Raw genomic sequence first — 20470 nt, 5'->3', positions numbered from 1 at the left:
TCCCGTCATGCGCTTTTTCATATCCGCCGTTCTGATCTCGACCGCTCTCGTCGCCCAGCCTGCCCTGGCGCAGATGGCCCCCGATGCGCCGACTCCCGAGTTGCTGCCGCCGGCCGGAGAGACGGTCGCGCCGGACCAGCAGCCAGCCGAGGCCATCCTTCAGCCGAATGAGGATGGCGATACGCTTGCCCGTCTGTTCCGCCAGCTCCGCCGCGCGCGCGATGCCGATGAAGCCGCCGCCTTCGCAAAGCGGATCGACGATACGCTGGATCTTTCGCCGAGCGCCACTGTCAGCCTGCTGATCAAATGGTCGGACGATGCGGAAAATGACGGCCGCACCGCCTCCGCGCTCGATTTTCTCTCAGAAGCGATCGCCCTCAGGCCGGACGAGCCGGCCGCCTACCGCAAGCGCGCGGTGATCCACTATACCCATGGCGACATCAATCGGGCGATGGATGACATCCGTTCGGCGCTCGATCTCGAGCCGCGCGACATCGGTGCGCTCGGCCTGATGGCGACGATCCTCGACCAGGCGGGCCGTCAGCAGGCCGCCGTCGCGGTCTGGCGGCGCTATCTCGAGCTTTATCCCGCCGACCGGGACGTAAGCTCCTATGTCGACCGAACGGAAAACGAAATCGCCGGCGAGCGGCTCTAGCCCGCAACATGCCGGAGGCAGAGAAAACGGCCGCAATCCGTTGATTGCGGCCGTTTCTATGTGGGCGATGGCTCGTCTGCGTTATTCGGCGGGGACGATCGGCGGCCGTTCCGCCGTCGTTGGCGGCACGATTTCGGGCATGGCCAGGGTCGGCTGGTTCTTCTTCATCCGGCCGGCCCAGAGACCGGTCAGGATGGGAACCAGGATGGCGGTGACGAGGCACGAGGTGGCCACAAGCGCCGTTGCCGAAGCGGCTGCCGGGGCGAGGGCCGGGACCATCGAGGCGATGATCATCGGGTTGGCAACAGCAGCCCCCGCGGTCGACGAGGCCGCAATACCGGCGGTGCCATTGCCGCCACCGATGAACTTGTCGGCGATCATCAGCGGGATGCCGGTGACGATGATGACCAGAAGGCCAAGCAGGAGACCGCTGAGGCCGGTGCTGGCGATGACATGCAGGTCGATGCCGTTGCCGAGCGCGAAGCCGAAGAAGGGAATCAGCGTCTGCACGGCCTTGCCGAAGAATTCCTTCAGTTCAGGATCGAGATTGCCGAGGGCGAAGCCGATCAGGAAGGGCAGGATGGCGCCGACAAAGATCTGCGGTTCAAACGTGGCGACACCGGCCGAGCCGAGGACGAACATCGAGACCAGCGGCCCCGATTCGACCGACATCAGGACGAAGGCGCCGGCTTCTTCCTTCGAGCCATACTGCTGCATGACGGCGGCATAGAGCCCGCCATTGGTCATGTCCATGGCCGCGCAGATGGCCAGAGCCGAGAAGCCGGCGAACAGGCCCTTTTCGACACCGCCAATGGGGAGAAAATGCGCAGCGAGGACGGTGGCGCCCCAGGCGACGAGCGCCTTGACGATGACGAGGTTGCCTGACTTGCGCAGCACCGTGCCGGTGGCCTTCAGGCTGATCGTCGCGCCCATGCAGAAGAACCAGACCGCCAGGATCGGGACGGTGCCCGAGATCAGGCCGTTGGTGAAGGAGCCGAAATAGCCGCCGGCTTCCGGATAGAAGGTCTTGCACAGGGCTCCCAGCAATAGCGGCACAAGCATCATGCCGCCCGGGATCCGTTCTATTGTTCTTTTGATGTGCATTGCAGCACTCCCGAAAAAGGTGCGTTCCTAAATGAAACTCGAAGCGTTTCTGATCTTCGTTAAATCGATTGATCACTGTCATTCGTATGATTGAAGTCAAATCGGGGCCGGCAATTTCGAGTGGAGCGCATTTTCTCCGGATTGGCGTGATTTTGCTGCAGCGCAATATACGCTTGGGAGATCTCCGCGGTTACGAACGGCCGGTGATGGGCTGCTGCCTGAATTTTCTCCGGCCGCGCGGGCCTCATTTTCGCAGCTGATGCGTTGTACTTCTAACGTCTGAAAACGCGTTCGAAGAAGAAGCAACCAAGGGGTGGCTTGAAAATGGCAAGAACTGTAGCCGAAATCGTCGTCGACACGCTCGAAAGGGCCGGGGCAAAGCGCATATACGGAATTCCAGGCGATACGATCAATCATTTCACCGATGCCGTGGCAGAGTCCGATCTCAGATGGGTGCATGTGCGCCACGAGGAAGCCGGTGCCTTTGCGGCGGGAGGCGAGGCCTACATGACCGGTGAGCTGGCGGTCTGCGCCGGCACCTGCGGACCGGGCTCGCTGCATTTCGTCAATGGCATCTACGAGAGCCATCGCAACGGCGCGCCGGTGCTGCTGATCGCTTCGGAGGTCGATCGCGTCGAGAAGGGATTCGATTTCCCCCAGGATGTCGACCAGAAGAAAATCTACGAGCAGCACTCGGTGTTCTGCGAGCACATCTCCCATCCCGCCCAGGCGCGCAGGATCGTGACCGCGGCGGCGCAGGCCGCGCTGAACAAGCGTGGCGTCGCCGTCGTCATCGTCAGCGGCGACATGTTTCAGGAAACCGATGACGACGCGCAGGACTGGCGGACCTATCGGCCGCAGCCGGTCATCCGTCCCTCTGATGGCGAGCTTGCGGAACTTGCCCGGCTGATCGACGAGGCCGGCAAGGTCAGCCTCTATGCCGGCATCGGCGCGCGGGAAGGCCGGGCGGCCGTGGTGGCGCTCTGCCGCAAGCTCAAGGCGCCGATGGTGCACACGACGCGGGCCAAGGAATGGCTGGAACCCGGAAATCCCTTCAATGTCGGCATGAACGGTATCCTCGGAAACCGCGCCGGGCTCAACGCGCTGGAGCGGGCCGACCTGGTCATCTCCATCGGCTGCGATTTCGCCTATACCCAGTTCTATCCCGACAAGAAGATCGTTCAGATCGATATCGACCCAACCCATCTCGGCCGGCGCGCGCCCGTGCATATGGGGCTCGTCGGCGATGCGAAGGCGACGCTCGAAGCGCTCCTGCCTCTCGTCAAGGAGAAGAGCGACGACAAGCATCTCCGCCGTCACCTCGACGAATGGAAGAGCGATCTGGAAAGTTACGACGCGGCCGGCGACGAACCAGATCCGACGCTGATCCACCCGCAATTCGTCGCCAACATGCTGAACGAGCGAGCCGCGCAGGATGCGATCTTCGTCTCCGATGTCGGCACGCCGATGGTCTGGATGCTGCGGCATCTGAAGGCGAACGGACGGCGGCGTTTCCTCAACAGCCTGCTGCACGGCACGATGGCGAGCGCCCTGCCGCAGGCGATCGGGGCCAAGCTTGCCTATCCCGACCGACAGGTGATCGCGATGTGCGGCGATGGCGGCCTGTCGATGCTGATGGGTGAACTGCTGACGCTCGTCCAGGAAGACGTGCCGCTGAAACTGCTTGTGTTCAACAATTCCTCGCTCGGCTTCGTCGAGATGGAGCAGCGGGTCGAGGGGCTGGTCGACCACTACACCAACCTGAAGAATCCGGACTTCTCCAAGCTCGCCGAGGCCTGTGGCCTTACCGGCTTCCGGGTCGATGAGGCCGGCGGGCTGGGCCCCGCGATGGAGGCCTGGCTGGCTACGCCTGGGCCGGCGCTGCTCGACGTCAAGGTCAACCGCATGGAACTGGTGATGCCGCCGAAGATCGAATTCTCGCAGGTGACCTCGACGGCGATGTTTGGTGCGCGGGCCATGCTCGACGGCCGGGGCAAGGAAGTCGTGTCGCTGCTGCGGAGCAATTTCTGGAAGTAGGGCGGTCGTCAGGGAAGACGGCAAATCGCTGAGCAGCCGTGGACGCTGCTCGGAATCAGCGTGCCGCGAACTTCCGTGCAACCGCATTTCCCGTGACAACAAAAAACCGGCCCGTCTTGCGGCGGGCCGGTTTTCGTCTGCTTGGTCTTGCTCAGACCTTGCGGGTCTGGGCTTCGCGCTCTTTGGCGCGGTCATCCATCAGTTCGTACCACATGGCGTTCAGCACCGCGAAGAGCGCAGCCAGCGGCAGACCGAGGATCCAGGCGAAATACCACATTGAATTTTCCTTTCGTGGATCGGGGCGGGCTCTGAAGCGAGCCCGCCGGCTTTGCTCAATAGGCGTGACGGTCCTTATTGGTGACGTCTTCGTTGGTCACCTTGCCCCACATGATGTGGTAGACCCACGACGTGTAGGCGAGGATGATCGGCACGAAGATCAGCGCGCAGACCAGCATGATGAACAGCGTCAGCTGGCTCGACGATGCGTCCCAGGCCGTCAAGCTTGCTGCCGGCTGCGTCGAAGAGGGCAGCAGGAACGGGAACATCGCGACGCCGGGCGTGGCGACGATGCCGAAGACCGAGAGCCCCGAAGAGATCATGCCGAGGCCGGGTTTCTTGCCGCGGAAGCCGATGAAGGCACCGAGCGCACCGAGGAAGCCGAGTGCCGGCGCCAGCATCATCCACGGATAGCGTCCGTAGTTGACGAACCACGCGCCCTGCTGACGGGCAACGTCGTTCATCAGCGGGTTCGACGGGCCGCCGGCGTCGACGGCGCCGGTGAAGGCGTAGCCGTCAATACCGTAATAGAGCCAGACGCCGGCCAGCGCGAACAGCACGATGAGGGCGAGCGCCGCAACCGAGCCGTAGGAGCGTGCACGGGCCTGAACCACGCCGTCGGTCTTGGTGGCGAGGTAGGAGGCGCCGTGCATCACCAGCATGGCGACCGATACAAGGCCGGTCAGGATCGCGAAGGGGTTCAGGAGGCCGAAGAACGAGCCGTCGTAGAAGATCCTCAGATCGCTGTCGAGGCGGAAGGGAACACCCTGCAGGACGTTGCCGAGCGCCACGCCGAAGATCAGCGAGGGAACGAAGCCACCGACGAACAGCAGCCAGTCCCAGGTGGTGCGCCAGGTGGCGCTTTCACGCTTGGAACGGTACTTGAAGCCGACCGGGCGCAGGATGAGCGCGAACAGAACCGCGAACATCGCCAGATAGAAGCCCGAGAAGGAGACGGCATAGATGGCCGGCCACGCCGCGAAGATCGCGCCGCCGCCGAGAACGAGCCAGACCTGATTGCCTTCCCAGACAGGTCCGATCGTGTTGACCACGACACGCCGCTCGACGTCGTTCCGGCCGACGAAGGGAAGAAGGGTGGCGGTTCCGAGATCGAAGCCGTCGGTGACGGCGAAGCCGATCAGCAGCACGCCGAGCAGCAACCACCAGATCACGCGGAGGACTTCGTAGGAGATAAGATCGTGCAATATCATGATGTTTTACTCCGCTGGCGTCGCTTCGGCGCCCTTGACCCGGAAGAAACCGAGCACGGGCATATCCGGACCATTGTCAGGCTGCGGACCCTTGCGGATCGCGGCGAGCATCAGGCCCATTTCGACGATGAAGAGGACGGTGTAGATCCCGACAAAGCCGGCGATCGTCAGAAGCAGCGTTCCGGCACCGAGGCTGGAGACAGCGAGCGCCGTCGGCAGGATACCTTCGATGATCCACGGCTGACGGCCGATTTCGGCGACGATCCAACCACACTCGGCGGCAATCCACGGCAGCGGAATGATCCAGACCGCGACGTGAAGCAGCCAGCGATGGCTGTCGAGGCGGCGCCGTGTCGACAGGTAGAAGAACACGGCCATGACGGCGATGAACAGGAAGCCACAGCCGACCATGATGCGGAAAGACCAGAACAGCGTGCCGACCGGCGGTACCAGGCTGTTGGCGGCCTCTTCGATCTGCGCCGGCGTTGCCTGAGTCGGATCGTCGATGAAGCGCTTCAGCAGGTAGGCGTAACCGAGATCGGCGCCATGTTCCTCGAAGGTTGCCTGATCGACGGGGTCGGGCGTGCCGGTGCCGAGGTTCTGGCGGATATTGGTCAGCGCTCCATAGGCCTGGATGCCGCTCTCGATCCGGGTCTTGCCGTGTTCGACAAGCTCGTTGATGCCCTGGATCGGGGTATCAAGCGAACGCGTGCCGATCAGGCCCATCACCCACGGGATCTTCACCGCAAAATGGGTCTCGCGGTCCTTGGCATCTGGAATGCCGAACAGCGTGAACGAGGCCGGAGCCGGCTCCGTGTCCCACATGGATTCGATCGCAGCGAGCTTCATCTTCTGGTGTTCGGTCGTCAGATAGCCGCTTTCATCCCCGAGCACGACCACAGACAAAGCCGAAGCCAGGCCGAAGGCACAGGCAACCGTCATCGAACGCTTGGCGAGTTCGACATGCCGACCCTTCAGCACATACCAGGCGGCAACGCCGAGCACGAAGACCGAGGCGGTGACGTAGCCTGCGGAAACCGTGTGGACGAACTTGGCCTGGGCGACAGGGTTGGTCAGGACTTCGAAGAAGTTCGAGACCTCCATGCGCATCGTGACCGGGTTGAACGACGAGCCGACCGGGTTCTGCATCCAGCCGTTGGCGATCAGGATCCACAGTGCCGAGAGGTTGGAGCCTATGGCCACGCACCAGGTGGTGACGAGGTGGGCAACCCGCGACATGCGATCCCAGCCGAAGAAGAACAGGCCGACGAAGGTGGCTTCCAGGAAGAAGGCCATCAGCCCTTCGATGGCGAGCGGCGCACCGAAGATGTCGCCGACATAGTGGCTGTAGTAGCTCCAGTTCATGCCGAACTGGAATTCCATGACGAGACCGGTGGACACGCCGAGCACGAAATTGATGCCGAACAGCGTCCCCCAGAATTTTGTCATCTGCCGCCAGATCTTGCGGCCAGTCATGACGTAGGTCGTTTCCATGATCGCAACGATCATGGAAAGGCCAAGCGTCAACGGCACAAACAGAAAGTGATAAAGTGCCGTCATAGCAAATTGCAGGCGCGATAGCGCCACGATGTCCAGTTCCATTGCGTCTCTCCCGCGTTCAAACCGGGTCTCAGTTTCATCAGCGCGGCCGCGTCACCGGTCACGCCGCATTTGATTATTGGAAACCGGCTGTCAGTCCGGCCTCAGTTCGGCAAGCGCGGCTTCAAAGCCGGGCTCCCCCCTTCCGACGGCGGAAATCGCCCGCCCCGAATGGATAACAACCAGCCGGTCGGCAATTTCTGCCTCCCGCCGGATGTGTGTCGCGATCAGCAAGGTACGGTCATTGCCGGCGCTCGCATTGATCTTTGTCATGACATCGCGTGCTGTCTTTCCGTCGAGACCCTCGGTCGGCTCGTCGAGGAGCCAGATCGGCGTGTCGCGCAGAAGAAGGCGCGCGAGGGCGAGGCGGCGGGCCTGTCCGCCCGAAAGGCCGAGGCCGCCTTCGCCGAGTTCGGTATCGAGGCCCGCCGGCAGGCCGCGGACGGTATCGCCGAGGCCGGCGGCATCAAGGGCCGCCATCAGCGCATCGTCACCCGCCTGCGGCGCGGCAAGCTTCAGGTTGGCGCGCAGCGTATCCTGGAAGAGTTCGGTTCGCTGGGTCAGCAGCGTGGTCGCAAGGGCAGCGACATGGCCGCTTGCGGGCGCCGCCTCGCCGGCAAAGAGCGCCATCAGCGAAGACTTTCCGGCGCCGCTCTGCCCAATCAGGGCAACCTTCTCGCCAGTGCGGATGGCAAGCGAAAGATCGGTCACCGCGTTGGCCACCCGGCCCTCATATCGCATTGTCACCGATTCGAGGGCGAGGGCAAACCCCGGCTGCGGCTGATCCGGCTGAAGTGCGGTGTCGGGCGTCGCGTTGATCCGCGGCGACAGACGGCGGGCCGAGAGCAGCGTACGCCCGAGTTCCATCGCGCCGCGGCGGAGGCCGGCGAAGGGTTCCAGCGCGGCAAAGGCGAGCAGCAGGGCGAGGGCGGCAAGCGGCGCCGTGATCGTTCCGGCTTCCGCCAGGCCCGCGCCCGCCAAAAGCACGCCGGCGAGAATGAGCGCGGTAACGACGTCGAAGCCGAAGCCGGTATTGGTTTCGATACGGTTCAGCGCAATGTCGGCTTCGCGCTCGCGTGTATCGGCGGCGCTAACGCGGTGGCGCTGGGTGAAAAGCTCGCCAGCAAGCGCCAGCTCGCTCTGGCCGGCAACGAGATCGACGGTGCGGGCCCTGAGCGCTTCCTGCGCATGCGCCCGCCGCCGTGCCGGCCTTTCGGCCGCGCGGGCAGCAAGTGCGGGGAGCGCTAGCCCGGGCAGCACGATTGCCGCACCGACGGCGAAGGCGAGCGGCCAGGAGAGCACGCCGAGCGCGACAATCGCGACAAGACCGGCGATGATGGCGACGAAGCCTGGAACCAGCACCCTCAGATAAAGCGAATCGAGCGCATCGACATCGGCGGTCAGCCGGAACAGCAGCCGTGCGGGGCGTAGCTCCAGGGCGCGGGCGGCACCCGGCGCTGCAAAGCCGCGGAACAGGCTGACGCGCAGGCCGGCGAGCACCCTGAGCGTCGCGTCATGCGTCTGCAGCCGCTCGAAATAGCGGCCCGCGGTGCGCGACAGCGCCAGGAAGCGGATGGCGGCAGAAGGCGTGAAGACGTCGAAGGCAAGCGCTGTCGCCGTCGTCAGACCGGCGATCGCGGCCGCCGTGACGAACCAGCCGGAAACGCCGAGCAGCGCGATGCCGGCAAGGACGGTGAAGGCCGAGAGCGCGGCTCCCGCCATCAGCCCGCCACGGCGCTCGCGCCAGAACAGGGCAATGACGGGAAAGAGGGCGGAGAAGCTGCGGGGTTTCACGGGGCGGCCTCCCAAAAGCGTTCGTTGAGGCGGATGACGCGATCCATGCGGCCGGCGAGAACTGGATCATGCGTGGCAACGATCAGCGTGCGGCCGGCGGCAAGGGCAAGCAGCGCCTCGGTGATCTCGGCGGCGGTCCGGTGATCGAGATGCGCCGTCGGTTCATCGGCGACAATAAGGCCGGCGCCATGGGTTGCGGCGGCGCGCGCAAGCGTCAGCCGCAGGCCCTCGCCGCCCGAAAGCCCGGCGCCGTTCTCGCCGACGAGCTGGTTGCCATGGGCTTCAGCAGCCGCGCCAAGCCTTGCAAGCGAAAGCGCCTCGGCAATGTCGCCGCGACAGATGCCCTCGCGCCCGAGGCGGATATTGGCGGCGATCGAGCCGGCGAACAGATGCGGGTCCTGACCGATCCAGGCCATCTTCGTCCGCAGCGCGTCCGCCGTCTTGTCGGACAGCGTCACGTCGTCAACGACGATGCGGCCGTGGCGGGTTCCGGCAAGGCCGGCAAGCAGTGCCAGCAGCGTCGACTTGCCGCTCCCGGAAGGGCCGAGAAGGGCGACGTGTTCGCCGGGCGCAACCGACAGGCTGAAGCCGTCGAACACAGGGTCCCTGGAGCCCTGATGGACGAAGCCGATATCGCGGAACTCGACGCCGACAGGCCGGGTCGTCTTCGGCGCGGCGACGGGTGCCGGCGTCTCGCCGCCGACCATCGACAGACCGCCTTCGGCCAGCCGGTCGAGCGCCGAAAGGGCGGCTTCGCCCGCGGCGCGATCATGCCAGACGGAAGACAGCATCCGCAGCGGATCGAAGAAGGCCGGAGCGAGCAGCAGGATGAACAAGCCTTCGCCAAGCGTCAGCTTGCCGCCCCAGGCGCCGAAGCCGATCTGGCCAAGCAGGTGGAAGCCGATATAGGCCGCGGCCATGGCCACGCCGAGAGCGGAAAAGAGTTCGAGCACGGCCGAGGTCAGGAAGGCGATGCGCAGCACCGCCATGGTGCGCCGGCGCAGGTTTTCAGCCCGCAGGCGCAGCCGGCGGGCAACCTGGTCGACGGCATCGAACGACCGGATCGTTCTCAGGCCGCGCAGCCGGTCGAGCAGGAAGGCATTGAGCGTGCCCATGTCGGCGAGATGCTTTTCGCTTGCCGACTGCGCGCTCCAGCCGATCAGCGCCATGAAGACCGGGATCAGCGGCGCGGCAATCAGGAGCACCAGACCGGCAATCCACGAGAACGGGAAGACCACGGCGAGGATGGCGAGCGGTACGACGGTCGCCTTGAACCGCGCCGTCTGGAAACGGGCGAGGTAGGGCACGATATGTTCGGCCTGCTCGGCAAGAACGCTCGCCGCCTCGCCGGATGCGGCGCGACCGATATCGAGCGGCGAGCGACGGGCAAGGGCGGCAATCGCGGCCTCGCGCTTTTCGCTCAGGATCGCCCGGGCGGCGCGATAGGCGATGCGGCCTCCGGCGCGCTCGAGAAAGGCTTTCAGAATGCCAAGGGCGAAGACGCCGGCGGCGAGCGGCAGGATCGCGTCAAACCCTTCGCCGTTCGCAATCAGGCCAATGCCATGGGCCAGGAGGGCTGCCTGCGGGAGCCACATCAGTTCGGCGAGCGTCGAAAGCCAGGCGGCGAGCTTCAGCGCCGGGGTCCTGGGGGCACGCGATTTCGGCGGGCGATTGGCCTGCCGGTCGGTCGGCTTTGCCGTCCTGGTGGTTGGCGCGCGGCCTTCCGGGGCGGCGTCGCGGTGAAGCGGCGTTTCCTTCGCGGTGTCGAGCAGGAGTTCGCTCATTCGGCCACCTCGTTCGGCTTGTCGTCCGACCGACCGAAGCGGGTGATGCGGTCGGCGGTGCCGATCAGCCGCGTTACCTTCGAACCCAGGCCGAGCAGCATCAGCAGCCGGTCGGTCTCAAGCGACTTGACGTCGTCATACCAGGTGGAAAGCTTCTCGATGAGGTCGTGCATCTCGCCCATGCGTTCCTGGGCAAAGCGCTCCTCCTCATTCTTCGGTTCCTGCAGCATGATCTCGCGCAGCACGGTCAGCGTCGGATCGACCTCGCGCTTCTTGCGCTCTTCGGCCAGGGTGCGGAGGATGGCCCAGACGTCGTCCGGCGTGGTGTAGAAGTCACGGCGGTGGCCCGGGCGATGCTTCAGCAGCACCAGGCCCCAGGACTGAAGCTCCTTCAGGCTCATGGCGACATTGGAACGGGACATCTGCAATTCGGCGACCATGTCGTCGGCGCACAGCGGCTCGCTCGAGGCATAGAGCAGCGCATAAACCTGCCCAACCGAGCGGTTTATCCCCCAGCGGCTACCCATCTCTCCGAAATGGAGCACAAAATCCTGCACGAGCGGCGACATGGTCATTGAAATTCCAGTCAAAAGTGAATTTTCAGTTTTTTCTGAAAATTCAGTATAACGAAACATGATATCATGCAAGACCGCGCGCCTTGACCCTTGGAATGCGCAAACCTCACCCCTTCTGCTGCAAAGGGTTTAACCGAGAGCGGCGGCGGGCAATTTGATTTATGTCATGCGGCCCGAAAAAAGCCGGAAAGACAGGGCGCAGGCCGGCATGCCCACCTGCGTTGGTTTCCAGGCGGGGTCTGAACCGGGAAGAGGTTAAGAAGGCTCAGGCGCGAGCGGCCCGACGGCCGACGGCGAGAAGCGGCAGGAAGACGGCGAGCGTGGCCGGGAAGACCAGCCAGTTCATCAGGCTCCAGCCATTGTCGATATGCACCAGCGCGCCGGCGAGGAAGGAGGCGGTGGCGGTCGAGCCGAAGATCAGGAAATCGTTGAGGCCCTGGACCTTGCCGCGTTCTTCCGGCGTGTGGCAGTCGGCGATCATCGCCGTCGCGCCGATGAAACCGAAATTCCAGCCGACGCCGAGCAGCACCAGCGCGAGCCAGAAATTGGCGACGGCAAGGCCGGAAAGGGCAATGACGGCGCAGCCGGCGATCAGTGCGAGCCCGGTGGCGGCGATCCGCTCCTTGCCGAAGCGGGCGATCAGCCGGCCGGTGAAGAAGCTCGGCCCGAACATGGCGAGCACGTGCCACTGGATGCCGAGGGTCGCCTGGCCGACGCTGTGGCCGCAGGCGACCATGGCGAGCGGCGTTGCCGTCATGATGAAGGCCATCAGAGCATAGGAGACGACGCCGGTTGCCGCAGCCAGTATGAAGCGCGGCGCGCGGACGATCTTCGAGAGCGGCCTGCCGCCCGAGGCGGGGGTGGGCGCCGCGGCGGCAACGGGCTTCAGCCTCGTGGCGAGCAGCAGTGTGAGGAAGGCCAGGATGGAGAGACCGATGAAGCTTGCGGCATAGGGCACGCCGGGGATCGCGTCGCTGGTCCAGATCACCACCTGCGGCCCGATGATGGCCGCCGCAAGTCCGCCGACCATGACCCGGGAGATCGCCGTGGCACGATGTTCGGCCGCGACGGAGTCGGTCGCGGCAAAGCGGAAGCTCTGGATATAGGCGCCGAAAAGGCCGATAAGAACGGTCGCGAGCGCGAACAGGGCGAAGGTCTCGATGGTGATCGCGGTCGCCGCCAGCAGGCCGCCGAAGATACCGATCAGCGCGCCGAAGACATAGCCGTGCCGCCGGCCGAACCGGCGCATGATGTAGGCGGCAGGCAGGGTGCCGACGGCGACGCCGACATTATAGAGGCTGACAGGAATGGTGGCGAAGGCGGGGTCGGAGGCCAGCGTCTTGCCGACGATGCCGCCGAGCGAGATGACGATCGGTGGCCCGGCGCCGCCAAGCGCCTGGGCGATCGTCAGGATGCGGATATTGCCAAGCGCAGGGTCTTTCGCCGCCACGTCAGGCGCTCTTTTCGTCACGTGGCCTGCAATAGGCATCGTAGAGCGCCATCAGGATCTCGCGGGCAGGCTCGCTTTCGATGTGGTACCAGATGGTCTGGCCGTCGCGCCGGCCGGCAATCAGCTTTTCGCGCCTGAGCAGCGCCAGATGCTGCGATACGGTCGAATCGCGGATGCCGAGGAATTCGGCAAGCTCGCCGACCGAGCGTTCGCCGTCCACGAGCTGGCACAGTATCATCAGCCGGTGCCGGTTTCCCAGCGCCTTCAGGAGCTCGCAAGCCTCGTCGGCCGAGCCACGCATATCCTCGGAGTTTATCTTCATGCCTTCGTAGATATGTGTTTTGCGTCCGACGTCAAGCGGAAACCGGCGCCGCCCCGCCTAATGGATGAAATTGGCGATCGCGTAGCCCTGCTTTTCCAGGCCGCTGCGCACTGCCTGGGCGATGGCAACGGCGCCTGCTGCATCGCCATGGACGCAGACCGAGCCCATCGGCGTTTCGATCCGCTTGCCGGAGATGGTGATGATCGCACCCTCACTGACCATCTCGACCACGCGCCAGGCCGCGACATCCGGATCGTGGATGACGGCGCCCTTCTGTCCGCGCGGAACCAGGAAGCCTTCGTCGGTATAGGCGCGGTCGGCGAAGATCTCCGACACCACGGTCAGGCCCATTTCCTCGGCGATGCGGTGCTGTTGGCCAAGCGCGATGGCGAGGCAGATGAGCGAGGCGTCCACGGCCTTGATGGCGTTGCAGATGGCGCGCGCCATCGTCTCGTCCTGCTGGGCGAGGTTGCCGAGCGCGCCATGCGCCTTCACGTGGGTGATCGGATGACCGATGGTCTGGGAGATCGCCTGTGCGGCGCCGATCTGGTAGGCGACCAGCCGCTCCACCTCGCCAGCGGAATAGGGTATGTGGCGGCGGCCGAAACCCATCAGGTCCGGAAAACCCGGATGCGCGCCGACCGCGACATTGCGTTCGCGGGCCATGGCAAAGGTCTGCGCCATGATGTTCGGGTCGCCGGCGTGGAAGCCGCAGGCGACGTTGGCGGAAGAGACGACTTTCAGCATCGCTGCGTCTTCGCCCTTTTCCCAGGCGCCGAAGCTTTCGCCCATGTCGCAGTTGATGTCGATATGCGGACGCGTCATGACGTCACCTCCCGTAGACCCGTTTCATGGTTATCCGTCATTTTAGCGGGTCGTGGAAAGGCCCCACAATGGCTTTTCGACGCTAAGCCATGCAATATGCGCATGGCTTCCATGTGGCCTCCACATGGGGGATAGGGCTTAAACCGCCGCGCCGGCTTTTCATTGCGGGCGAAAAACTCTATTGGCTGGAAGCGCCGAAGGAGAACGCCGATGAACAGCCTGACGATCCGCCGCCCCGATGACTGGCACCTGCACCTGCGCGATGGTGCCATGCTCGAAGGAGTCGTCGGCGATACCGCGCGCCACTTCGCCCGGGCGATCATCATGCCGAACCTGGTGCCGCCGGTGGTCACTGCCGCAGATGCTGAGGCCTATCGGTCGCGTATCATGGCGGCGCTGCCGGCCGGGGCGCGCTTCACGCCGCTGATGACGCTTTACCTCACCGAGACGACCGATCCGCAGGACATGGCCCGCGCCTACGAAAGCGAACTGATCACGGCGGTGAAGCTCTATCCGGCCGGCGCGACGACGAACTCGGCAAGCGGCGTGCGCAATTTCGACAACGCCATGCCGGCGCTGGAGAAGATGGCCGAGATCGGCCTCAATCTCTGCGTCCACGGCGAGGTCACGGCCAAGGATGTCGACATCTTCGACCGCGAGGCGGTGTTCATCGAGACCGTGCTCGATCCGCTGCGCCGCCGCCTGCCCGAACTCAAGGTGACGATGGAGCACGTGACGACCAGGGATGGCGTCGACTACATCAAAAGCGCGGACAAGAACCTCGCCGGCTCGCTGACCACCCATCACCTGATCATCAACCGCAACGACATTCTCGTCGGCGGCATCCGCCCGCATTATTACTGCCTGCCCGTCGCCAAGCGCGAGGAGCACCGCAAGGCGCTGGTTGCGGCGGCGATCTCCGGCGATCTCCGCTTCTTCCTCGGAACGGACTCGGCCCCGCATGTCGACCCCGCCAAGGAATGCGGCTGCGGCTGCGCCGGCATCTACACCGCGCCGAACACGATGAGCTGCCTTGCCCATGTCTTCGAGAACGAAGGCGCGCTCGACCGGCTCGAGACCTTCGCCTCGCTGAACGGTCCGGCATGGTATGGCCTTCAGCCGAACGAAGAGACCATCACCCTCGTCAAGCGCGACGAACCGATCGCCTATCCGGCACGGATTGAAACCGGCGCCGGGCCGGTCACCGTCTTCGACCCCAAATTCCCGCTTCACTGGGATGTACTCGCCTGAGTCGGCCTTCCCTGCCGCCCGTATATCCGCGCAGGCGGCGCAGGCGAGCTCGATCCGGACGCGACCTCCAGTTTTTTGGGCGTTAAATCTGACTTACGCTTTGGATTCCCTTTTCATATCAATTGCAGCGCGGTAAAGCTCATACATGGAGGCAAGGCCGGATATCCGGCGCCGACACGGGGAGTTTATCGGGATGACATCAGGACCTTCGTATTCAGCATGGGATCGGCAGCCGTTGATCCGCCAGATGACGGCCTGCAATCCGATGGCCGGCAATCCGCTGAAAACGAAAGCCGACCTTCAGGACGCGGTGACGAGCTTTTACGCCCCGCTTGCGCCCTGGTTTTCGGAAGGCGGCGCGGCGCTCAGGCTTTCGGCGGGCGGCGCGCATTATGATGACCGGGCCGCCGAAATGGAGGCCTTCGTTCGTCCGCTGTGGGGCATCGTGCCGCTGGTCGCCGGCGGTGCAAGCTTCGAGGATGCCCGGCGCTATGTCGACGGCTTCTCCCATGGCATGGACCCGAACCACGAGGAATACTGGGGCAAGCCCCGGCCGTTCGATCAGCGGCTGGTCGAAATGGCGGGCATCGGCCTCACGCTGCTGCTCGCGCCCGACGTCTTCTGGCGTCCGATGTCGGAGCCGGCCAAGGACAAGGCCGAGCGTTTCCTGTTGACCATCAACGAGCTGGACGTGCCGGACAATAACTGGCTGTTCTTCCGCGTGCTGGTCAATCTCGGCCTGCGCAATGTCGGACGTCAGTGGTCGGAAGAGGCGGTCACCAAGGCGCTCGAGCGGATCGAGACCTTCTATCTCGGCGACGGCTATTACCGCGACGGCGTCTGGCGCCATCGCGACTACTATTCGCCTATGGCGCTCCATTTCTACGGGCTTGTCGTGGCCAAGGTCGCAGCCGACCTCTATCCGGACCACGCCACGCGCTATCGCGAGCGCGCCCGCCTGTTTGCCGAGGATTTCCAGCACTGGTTCGCCGATGACGGCGCTGCAATCCCCTATGGCCGGTCGCTGACCTACCGGTTTGCCGAAGGTGCGTTCTGGGCCGGCTGCGCCTATGCCGACGAGGAAGTGCTGCCGTGGGGACGCATCAAGGGCCTGTTGCTGCGGCACCTGCGCTGGTGGTCGACCATGCCGATCGCCGGTCGCGACGGCGTGCTGTCGATCGGTTACAGCTATCCGAACCTGCTGATGTCGGAATCCTACAATGCGCCGGGTTCACCCTATTGGGCGCTGAAGATATTCCTTGTGCTGGCGCTTCCCGACGATCATCCGTTCTGGATGGCCGAGGAGGAAGCTCCGGAAGCGCTGCCGGGCGGTCGCGTGTTTGCGCCGGCGGCGGGCTTCGCCATGCGTCGCGCTACGGGCGATGCGGTGATGCTGACCGGCGGCCAGAACGGCAGCGAGCATCGTCATTTCGATGCCAAATATTCCCGCTTCGTCTATTCCTCGGCCTTCTGCTTCTCGGTCAAGAGCGACACCACCGTGCCGGAGAAACCCGAGCAGAGTGCGGTTGATTGCGGCATCGCCGTCTCGCGCGACGGGCGCTCCTTCATGTCGCGGGCGGCGATCACCGAGGAAGGTGTCGACAGCGACATGATCTGGGGCGTGTGGACGCCCGACGACCGGCTGAAGATCGAGACCTGGCTCGATTTCGCGGCCGAGGGCTGGCATGTCCGCCTGCACAAGGTGACGACCGCCGACCGGCTGTTCTTTGCCGAAGGCGGCTTTTCGGTAGATCGCACCGGCGAGCGTGATCCTGCCTTTGCCAAGGGCCTGTTGAAGGAGACCGGCCGCGCCGTGATCACCACGCCGAGCCATACCTCGGCGATCGTCGATCTTCTCGGCGAGCGTGCCGGCGAGATCATCCGCCCGGCGCCGAACACCAATATCCGCTTTCCGGCGACGCTGTTTCCGCGTCTCTTCGGCGAATTGCCGCCCGGCGAGCATTTTCTCGCCACCGCGGCCTTCGGCGTCACGCATCCGGTGTCAAACCTGCCGCCCGTCGGGCTGCCGGAGACCGTCCGCGGTTTTGCCGAGAAGCACGGCCTGGCCCTCAGTGGCGCCTGAGCCGGCAACACTGCCCCCGGACAAGACAAAGCCGGCCCGCATTCGACAATGCGGGCCGGCTCTGATTTTTGGTGCATGACGAAAGTGTTCAGATACCCATCGTGCGGTGTTCGATTTCCTCGAGTGTCACGCCCTTCGTTTCCGGCGCGGCCGCGATCGCATAGACGATACCGATAACGCAGAAGCCGGTGAAGATGGCAAAGGTGCCGACGATGCCAATGCTGCCGAGGGCCACAGGGAAGAGCAGCGCCACAACGAAGTTGAAGAACCAGTTGGCGACAGAGGCGAGCGCCATGCCGCGCGGACGCAGCCTGAGCGGGAACAGTTCCGACATGTAGAGCCAGGGGAGCGGACCGAGGCTGACGGCAAAGAAGGCGATGAAGGTGAAGATGCCGATCAGCGCGAGATAGGGCGTCGCCGCGATATCGAGCATTGTGGCGATCGTTACAAGAGCCATGGATGCCGAGGTGCCGATGAAGCCCGTGATCAGCAACTTGCGTCGGCCGATCGATTCCACCAGATACATCGCCACGATCGTCAGCGCGACGTTGATGACGCCGATGCCGACGGTGGCCAGAAGCTCGGTCGTGGTGCCGGAGAAGCCGGCATTCTTGAAGATTTCGGGCGCGTAATAGATGATCGCGTTGATGCCGGAGAGCTGCTGAAGCACGAAGGCGAGCATGGCAAAGCTGGTTGCCGGCAGGATGCTTTTCTTGAGAAAAGTACTCCAGGCAGGGTCGGCGCCGACATCGCCGGCGCTTTCCTTGATCTCGGTGATGATCCTGTCGATATCGGCCGGGCTCGATTCCGGCTGCAGGTGGGCGATGATGTCGCGGGCCTTGTCGGCGTTGGAATTCAGCGTCAGCCAGCGCGGCGTTTCCGGCGAAAGCAGGATGCCGACAAGGGCGATCAGCGACGGGAAGACGCCGACGCCGATCATCCAGCGCCAGTCGCCCGAGCCGCCAAAGGCTGCGTCCGACATGTAGGATACGAGGATGCCGATGGTGATCATCAGCTGGAAGGCGGAGACGATCGTGCCGCGGATACGGGCCGGCGCGACTTCGGCCAGGAACATCGGCGCGGTCATGGCCGAGGCGCCGATGCCGACACCGATGATGAGGCGGGCAAGCGTCAGGACGTACTGGTTGAAGGCGAGCGCCGAAATCAGCGAGCCGACCAGGAAGATCATCGCGCCGAGGATGAGCATCGGCTTGCGGCCGTAGCGGTCGGTGGTCACCATGGCGAGGATGGTGCCCGCCACCGCGCCGAGCGGCACGGCCGAGGTGATCACGCCTTCCATGAAGGTCGAGATGGTGAAGGTCTGCTTGATGAAGGGCAGCGCACCCGAGATGACGCCCTGGTCAAAACCGAAGAGCAAGCCGAACAATGCGGCGACGATGACGATAGCGATTAGCATGGTGTTTCTCCGCATGAGGGTCGGGGACCCTGCCAGTTTTTATCGACTGACCCGCGTGTTCTTGTAGATATTCACGATAAACGAAAACACGGGACAGGGCCCGTGATTCCGGCACTGTGGCAGTTGAAGCGAGAAAAGCCCGGCGGTGTCAACGCATTTCGCAGTTTTCTGTCCGCTCTGCCGTGCACCTTGCGGCCTCAAATTGCCACAAAACAGTTCTAAACATTATGAAATGCCGATGGTATCGACCGGTGTCATCGGCCGTCGTACGGTCTTCTCCACGGCCAAATTTGCGGGCTTTTGCCCGTCTGCCGAAGGACCGTTCTCGAACTCATGCATTCCAGCGGGAGATCGGAAATATGAAAATTGCCGGCCTTGTGCTGGTGGTCATCGGTTTTGCCACCTGGACCATACATGTCTGTCTTCTTGAAAGAGGCGATGTCGCGGGCACCATCCAGGAGAGCCTGCTCGTTCCGCTCACCCATATCGTGCTCGTCGTCGGCGGCACGCTCCTGGTGTTGCACCTCGTCTATCGCGTCGTCCGCAGCGTCTTCCACAACTGACGCTTGCGCCCTTGAGCCTCTTGCGCTCTTGATCAGATCGGACCGAGCGTTCGGCTGACGGCGTTCTTCCAGCCCTTGTAGAGCTTCTCGCGCCGTGCCTCCGGCATTTCCGGCTTGAACTGGCGCTCGAGCGCCCAGCTCTCGGCAAATTCCGCCTGGCCCGGATAGAGGCCGGCGCACATGCCGGCAAGCCAGGCCGCCCCCAGCGCCGTCGTTTCCACCACTTTCGGCCGGTCGACCGGCACGCCGAGAATGTCGGCGAGAAACTGCATGGTCCAGTCATTGGCGCTCATGCCGCCATCGACACGCAGGATATTGGCGCTGTCGGAACTGCCCCAGTCGGCCTGCATCGCCTCCAGGAGGTCACGGGTCTGGTAGCCGACGCTCTGCAGTGCCGCGCGGGCGAATTCGGCGGGGCCGGAATTGCGGGTGAGGCCGAAGATCGCGCCGCGACTTTCGGCATCCCAGTAGGGCGCCCCGAGGCCGGTAAAGGCCGGCACCATGTAGAGCGTCTGTTCCTTGTCTGCGGCGTTCGCCAGCGCATTGGTCTCGCGGGCATGACGGATCACCTTCAGCCCGTCGCGCAGCCACTGGACCACGGCGCCGGCGATGAAGATCGATCCCTCCAGCGCATAGGTCCGCTTGCCGTCGAGCTGATAGGCGAGCGTGGTCAGCATCCGGCTTTCGCTGCGAACCGGTTTGTCGCCGGTGTTGAGCAGGGCGAAACAGCCGGTGCCATAGGTCGACTTCATCATGCCCGGCTCGAAGCAGGCCTGACCGACAGTTGCCGCCTGCTGGTCGCCGGCGACGCCAAAGATCGGAACCGGTCGGCCGAAGAGATCAGCGCGGGTCATGCCGAAATCGGCGGCGCAATCCTTCACCTCGGGCAGGATCGCAAGCGGGATATTCAGCAGCTCGCAGATATCGGCGTCCCAGTCACCCTTGTGGATGTTGTAGAGCATGGTGCGTGCCGCATTGGTGGCGTCGGTCACATGGGCCTTGCCGCCGGTCAGCCGCCAGATCAGATAGGTGTCCACCGTGCCGAAGGCGAGGCGGCCATCGCGGGCCTTCTGGCGGGCACCCTCCACATTGTCCAGCAGCCAGGCGATCTTGGTGGCGGAAAAGTAGGGGTCGAGCAGGAGGCCGGTGGCCGAGGTGATGAAGGCCTCGTGGCCGTCTTCGCGCAGTTTGCCGCAAAGCTCCGCCGTGCGCCGGTCCTGCCAGACGATGGCATTGTGGATCGGGCGGCCGGTGTCCCGATCCCAGATGATCACGGTCTCGCGCTGGTTGGCGATGCCGATGGCGGCGATGTCGGCGGCGGGAATTTCCGCCCGCTCGATCCCCTCGCGGCAGGTGGCGGCGACCGTCGACCAGATGTCGGCCGGATCGTGTTCGACATGGCCGGAAGCGGGATAGATCTGGCGGAACTCTTCCTGCGCGGTGGCGACGAGGCGCATCCTGTCGTCGAAGACGATCGCGCGGCTCGATGTCGTGCCCTGGTCGATTGCCAGAATATGCGCCATG

17 protein-coding genes are annotated in these 20470 nt (G+C 64.2%); 5 read left to right on the top strand and 12 right to left on the bottom strand.

What is annotated here, in order from left to right; genetic code table 11:
- Positions 1-7: 7 nt before the first annotated feature.
- A complete protein-coding gene (locus TM49_RS02310) occupies positions 8-655 on the top strand; it encodes a tetratricopeptide repeat protein (RefSeq protein ID WP_052699671.1) in 648 nt (215 codons plus the stop codon).
- A gap of 81 nt (positions 656-736) precedes the next feature.
- Here the strand turns inward: TM49_RS02310 and kdgT are convergent, their stop codons facing one another.
- Positions 737-1759 carry a 2-keto-3-deoxygluconate transporter gene (gene kdgT / locus TM49_RS02305; RefSeq protein ID WP_045679363.1) on the bottom strand — a complete coding sequence of 341 codons (1023 nt, stop codon included), beginning with the start codon at positions 1757-1759 and terminating at the stop codon, positions 737-739.
- A gap of 324 nt (positions 1760-2083) precedes the next feature.
- Here kdgT and TM49_RS02300 point away from each other — a divergent pair, with 324 nt between their 5' ends.
- On the top strand, positions 2084-3796 hold the full coding sequence (locus tag TM49_RS02300; RefSeq protein ID WP_045679362.1) for a thiamine pyrophosphate-dependent enzyme: 1713 nt from the start codon (positions 2084-2086) through the stop codon (positions 3794-3796).
- A gap of 151 nt (positions 3797-3947) precedes the next feature.
- Here the strand turns inward: TM49_RS02300 and cydX are convergent, their stop codons facing one another.
- From cydX to TM49_RS02255, 9 genes are all read right to left on the bottom strand, one after another.
- Entirely contained in the window at positions 3948-4073 is a 126-nt protein-coding gene (gene cydX, locus TM49_RS22885) for a cytochrome bd-I oxidase subunit CydX (protein WP_045679361.1), read from the bottom strand.
- A 55-nt stretch (positions 4074-4128) separates the two neighbouring features.
- The gene (gene cydB, locus TM49_RS02290) at positions 4129-5283 is read right to left on the bottom strand and encodes a cytochrome d ubiquinol oxidase subunit II (protein ID WP_045679360.1); all 1155 of its coding nucleotides are present in this window, start codon (positions 5281-5283) and stop codon (positions 4129-4131) included.
- 6 nt (positions 5284-5289) lie between these two features.
- A complete protein-coding gene (locus tag TM49_RS02285) occupies positions 5290-6885 on the bottom strand; it encodes a cytochrome ubiquinol oxidase subunit I (RefSeq protein ID WP_045679359.1) in 1596 nt (531 codons plus the stop codon).
- A gap of 90 nt (positions 6886-6975) precedes the next feature.
- The gene (cydC, locus tag TM49_RS02280) at positions 6976-8676 is read right to left on the bottom strand and encodes a thiol reductant ABC exporter subunit CydC (protein ID WP_045679358.1); all 1701 of its coding nucleotides are present in this window, start codon (positions 8674-8676) and stop codon (positions 6976-6978) included.
- Positions 8673-10460: a thiol reductant ABC exporter subunit CydD gene (cydD, locus tag TM49_RS02275; protein WP_045679357.1), complete on the bottom strand. Its 1788-nt coding sequence runs from the start codon at positions 10458-10460 to the stop codon at positions 8673-8675. Before cydD ends, cydC begins: the two co-directional genes overlap by 4 nt.
- The gene (locus tag TM49_RS02270; protein ID WP_045679356.1) at positions 10457-11035 is read right to left on the bottom strand and encodes a GbsR/MarR family transcriptional regulator; all 579 of its coding nucleotides are present in this window, start codon (positions 11033-11035) and stop codon (positions 10457-10459) included. The genes cydD and TM49_RS02270 overlap by 4 nt, the downstream gene beginning before the upstream one ends.
- 265 nt (positions 11036-11300) lie before the next feature.
- Positions 11301-12524, bottom strand: a complete 1224-nt coding sequence (locus tag TM49_RS02265) for an MFS transporter (protein ID WP_045679355.1) — start codon at positions 12522-12524, stop codon at positions 11301-11303.
- Positions 12487-12807 (bottom strand): ArsR/SmtB family transcription factor, encoded by a 321-nt coding sequence (locus TM49_RS02260; protein ID WP_045684635.1) that lies wholly within the window; start codon positions 12805-12807, stop codon positions 12487-12489. Before TM49_RS02260 ends, TM49_RS02265 begins: the two co-directional genes overlap by 38 nt.
- Positions 12808-12864: 57 nt before the next feature.
- Entirely contained in the window at positions 12865-13632 is a 768-nt protein-coding gene (locus tag TM49_RS02255) for a LamB/YcsF family protein (protein WP_045679354.1), read from the bottom strand.
- Between the two features lie 210 nt (positions 13633-13842).
- Here TM49_RS02255 and pyrC point away from each other — a divergent pair, with 210 nt between their 5' ends.
- Both pyrC and TM49_RS02245 read left to right on the top strand, forming a co-directional pair.
- On the top strand, positions 13843-14883 hold the full coding sequence (gene pyrC, locus TM49_RS02250; RefSeq protein ID WP_045679353.1) for a dihydroorotase: 1041 nt from the start codon (positions 13843-13845) through the stop codon (positions 14881-14883).
- 193 nt (positions 14884-15076) lie between these two features.
- A complete protein-coding gene (locus tag TM49_RS02245; protein WP_158498598.1) occupies positions 15077-16966 on the top strand; it encodes a DUF2264 domain-containing protein in 1890 nt (629 codons plus the stop codon).
- An 88-nt stretch (positions 16967-17054) separates the two neighbouring features.
- On the opposite strand, the gene TM49_RS02240 is transcribed toward TM49_RS02245, so the two are convergent.
- Positions 17055-18398, bottom strand: coding sequence for a sugar porter family MFS transporter (locus TM49_RS02240; RefSeq protein WP_045679352.1), 1344 nt, complete (start codon positions 18396-18398; stop codon positions 17055-17057).
- A gap of 344 nt (positions 18399-18742) precedes the next feature.
- On the opposite strand from TM49_RS02240, the gene TM49_RS02235 reads away from it, so the two are divergent.
- On the top strand, positions 18743-18946 hold the full coding sequence (locus TM49_RS02235) for a hypothetical protein (RefSeq protein WP_045679351.1): 204 nt from the start codon (positions 18743-18745) through the stop codon (positions 18944-18946).
- A 32-nt stretch (positions 18947-18978) separates the two neighbouring features.
- Here the strand turns inward: TM49_RS02235 and glpK are convergent, their stop codons facing one another.
- The gene (glpK, locus tag TM49_RS02230) at positions 18979-20469 is read right to left on the bottom strand and encodes a glycerol kinase GlpK (protein WP_045679350.1); all 1491 of its coding nucleotides are present in this window, start codon (positions 20467-20469) and stop codon (positions 18979-18981) included.
- Position 20470 lies beyond the last annotated feature (1 nt).

This window comes from Martelella endophytica (genome assembly GCF_000960975.1).
In the GTDB taxonomy this organism is placed as follows: Bacteria; Pseudomonadota; Alphaproteobacteria; order Rhizobiales; family Rhizobiaceae; genus Martelella; species Martelella endophytica.
This window is presented reverse-complemented; position numbering and strand designations above follow the sequence as displayed.

What these genes read in the sequence shown, in the direction of transcription:
- TM49_RS02270 (WP_045679356.1), bottom strand. Translation starts at nt 11,035, where the DNA reads ATGACCATGTCGCCGCTCGTGCAGGATTTTGTGCTCCATTTCGGAGAG.
- TM49_RS02235 (WP_045679351.1), top strand. Translation starts at nt 18,743, where the DNA reads ATGAAAATTGCCGGCCTTGTGCTGGTGGTCATCGGTTTTGCCACCTGG.
- cydD (WP_045679357.1), bottom strand. Translation starts at nt 10,460, where the DNA reads ATGAGCGAACTCCTGCTCGACACCGCGAAGGAAACGCCGCTTCACCGC.
- TM49_RS02255 (WP_045679354.1), bottom strand. Translation starts at nt 13,632, where the DNA reads ATGACGCGTCCGCATATCGACATCAACTGCGACATGGGCGAAAGCTTC.
- TM49_RS02245 (WP_158498598.1), top strand. Translation starts at nt 15,077, where the DNA reads ATGACATCAGGACCTTCGTATTCAGCATGGGATCGGCAGCCGTTGATC.
- TM49_RS02300 (WP_045679362.1), top strand. Translation starts at nt 2,084, where the DNA reads ATGGCAAGAACTGTAGCCGAAATCGTCGTCGACACGCTCGAAAGGGCC.
- glpK (WP_045679350.1), bottom strand. Translation starts at nt 20,469, where the DNA reads ATGGCGCATATTCTGGCAATCGACCAGGGCACGACATCGAGCCGCGCG.
- cydB (WP_045679360.1), bottom strand. Translation starts at nt 5,283, where the DNA reads ATGATATTGCACGATCTTATCTCCTACGAAGTCCTCCGCGTGATCTGG.
- TM49_RS02240 (WP_045679352.1), bottom strand. Translation starts at nt 18,398, where the DNA reads ATGCGGAGAAACACCATGCTAATCGCTATCGTCATCGTCGCCGCATTG.
- pyrC (WP_045679353.1), top strand. Translation starts at nt 13,843, where the DNA reads ATGAACAGCCTGACGATCCGCCGCCCCGATGACTGGCACCTGCACCTG.
- TM49_RS02310 (WP_052699671.1), top strand. Translation starts at nt 8, where the DNA reads ATGCGCTTTTTCATATCCGCCGTTCTGATCTCGACCGCTCTCGTCGCC.
- cydX (WP_045679361.1), bottom strand. Translation starts at nt 4,073, where the DNA reads ATGTGGTATTTCGCCTGGATCCTCGGTCTGCCGCTGGCTGCGCTCTTC.
- TM49_RS02265 (WP_045679355.1), bottom strand. Translation starts at nt 12,524, where the DNA reads ATGCCTATTGCAGGCCACGTGACGAAAAGAGCGCCTGACGTGGCGGCG.
- kdgT (WP_045679363.1), bottom strand. Translation starts at nt 1,759, where the DNA reads ATGCACATCAAAAGAACAATAGAACGGATCCCGGGCGGCATGATGCTT.
- TM49_RS02285 (WP_045679359.1), bottom strand. Translation starts at nt 6,885, where the DNA reads ATGGAACTGGACATCGTGGCGCTATCGCGCCTGCAATTTGCTATGACG.
- TM49_RS02260 (WP_045684635.1), bottom strand. Translation starts at nt 12,807, where the DNA reads ATGAAGATAAACTCCGAGGATATGCGTGGCTCGGCCGACGAGGCTTGC.